We start from the raw sequence: 2,269 nt of genomic DNA on the forward strand, positions 1-2,269 counted from the left end.
GGACCAGCGGCCGGCGCCCGGGGCCCCGCGGCCCGCCCCCGCGGGCGGAGGGGACCCGGCCGACCGGCTGGTGCTGGAGGTGCGCCGCCTCGACGTCGCCGTCGACCCCGAGGCCGCGTTCGTGCGGCTGCACGCCGACGCCCCCCGGGCGTTCTGGCTCGACGGTGCCACCGCGCCCGCCCGGTTCTCCTACCTCGGGGCGGCCGACGGGCCGCTGGCCGACGTCGTGCGCCACCGGGTGGGCGAGGACCCCGAGGGCGTCCTGGCCGTGCTGCGCCGGCGCCTGGCCCGGCGCCGCCCCGACCTCTCGGACGCGACGGGCGTGCCCCCCGGCGGGCTCCCCTTCGGCCTGCTCGGCGGGTACGTCGGCTGGCTCGGGTACGAGGTGGCGGCGGAGCTGGGGTTCGCCGTGACGCACCGCGCGCCCACCCCGGACGCGCTGTGGATGTCGGCGGAGCGCTACGTCGTGGTGGACCACGACGCCGGGCACACCTGGGCGGTCGCGCTGAGCACCCCCGGGGAGCGCCCCGCCGCCCGCCGCTGGCTGGCGCGCACCTGCGAGGTGCTCGCCGGTCTCGGGGCCGCGCCGGCGCGCCGGGTCCCGCAGCGGGCCCGGGAGGTCGAGGTCGACGTCGAGCCGTGGCTGCGCACCGACCGCGCCGGCTACCTCGCGGCCGTCGCCGCCTGCCGGGAGGCGCTGCTGGCGGGGGAGAGCTACGAGGTGTGCCTGACCGCGCGGGCCGTCGTCCCCGAGGCGGCGCTGCCCGGCGGCCCGCCGAGCGGGCTGGAGGTGTACCGGCGGCTGCGCCGCGCCAACCCCGCCCCCCACGCCGCCTACCTGCGCTGCGACGACGTGGAGGTCGCCTGCTCCTCCCCGGAGCGCTTCCTCGCCGTCGACGCCGGCGGGTCGGTGACCGCCTCGCCCATCAAGGGCACCGCGCCGCGGGGGGACACCCCGGCCGGGGACGAGCGGCTGCGGGTGGAGCTGGCGGCCAGCCCCAAGGCGCGCGCGGAGAACCTCATGATCGTCGACCTGCTGCGCAACGACCTCGGCCGGGTCTGCGAGGTGGGCAGCGTCGCGGTGCCGCGGCTCATGGCGACCGAGACGTACGCGACGGTGCACCAGCTCGTCTCCACGATCACCGGCCGGCTGCGCGCCGGGACCGACGCCCTCGACGCCGTCGCCGCCTCCTTCCCGCCCGGCTCCATGACCGGCGCACCCAAGGAGCGCACCGTGGAGATCGTCGACGCCCTGGAGGGCGCGGCGCGCGGGGTCTACTCCGGCGCGCTGGGCTGGTTCTCCGGCACGGGCGCGGCCGACCTCGCGGTGGTGATCCGCACCCTCGTGCGCACCGGCGGGACGTGGACCACCGGCGCGGGCGGGGCCGTCGTGCTCGACTCCGACCCGGCCGAGGAGCACGCCGAGATGCTGCTCAAGGCCGCCGCCCCGCTGCGGGCGCTGCTGGCGCCCGCCCCGCCGGCGCCGGCCCTCAGAACCCCGCCAGCCGCTGCCAGTCGGCCGTGAGCCCCGGCTCGCGGGGCAGCTCGCGCCCGTCGAGGGAGACGACCTCGACGACGCCGCGGACGCTGGAGGCGAACCAGACCCCGTCGGCGGCCAGCAGGTCGCCCACCTGCGCCAGCGCCGGTTCCACCGCCACCCCCTCGGCGGCGGCCGCCGCGAACAGCGCCTCCTGGGTGGTGCCGGCGAGGATGCCGGTGGCGCCCGGCGGCGTGGTGCGCAGCGTGCCCCGCGCCCACCACAGCAGCGTCGCGGTCGGGCCCTCCAGGGCGAAGCCGTCGGTGGAGACGAACAGGGCGTCGTCGGCCCCGCGGCGCCCGGCCTCCCGCAGCGCCGCGGTGTGCACGGCGTAGGACAGCGTCTTCACCCCGCCCAGCAGCCACGGCGCCCTGGCGTGCGCGTCCACGGGGGTGCCCCGCGACAGCGTCACCACCGAGATGCCCGCCTCGCGCTGGCGCAGCAGGCCCGCGGGGACGGGCGTGAGCGTCGCCAGGCCGGTCGGTTCCCCGGTGCCGGGCAGGCCGCGGGTGAGGACGAGCTTGAGCGCCGACTCCCCGGGCGCGGCGGCCGCCAGCAGCTCCTCGGCCAGCACGGCCCACGCGGTGCGGTCCGGCCGCGGCAGGTCGAGGGCGGCGGCGGAGCGCTCGAAGCGGTCCAGGTGCGCGTCCCAGCCGTGGACCCAGCGCCCGCCGTCCTCGACGAGCACCCGCAGCGTCTCGAAGCAGCCGTCGCCGCGGCCGAGGCCGAGGT

At 79.4% G+C, this 2,269-nt stretch carries 2 protein-coding genes; one reads left to right on the forward strand and one right to left on the reverse strand.

Annotated elements, in window-relative coordinates:
* Positions 1–1,525, forward strand: a 1,525-nt coding sequence (locus ABEB16_RS01815) for an anthranilate synthase component I family protein (RefSeq protein ID WP_345710568.1), incomplete at its 5' end; no start/stop codon positions are given.
* Here ABEB16_RS01815 and ABEB16_RS01820 read toward each other — a convergent pair.
* Positions 1,491–2,269 (reverse strand): aminotransferase class IV (locus ABEB16_RS01820; RefSeq protein WP_345710569.1); only part of this gene is annotated, 779 nt, incomplete at its 5' end. The genes ABEB16_RS01815 and ABEB16_RS01820 overlap by 35 nt on opposite strands.

It is taken from the genome of Kineococcus glutinatus (genome assembly GCF_039542765.1).
GTDB lineage: Bacteria > Actinomycetota > Actinomycetes > Actinomycetales > Kineococcaceae > Kineococcus_A > Kineococcus_A glutinatus.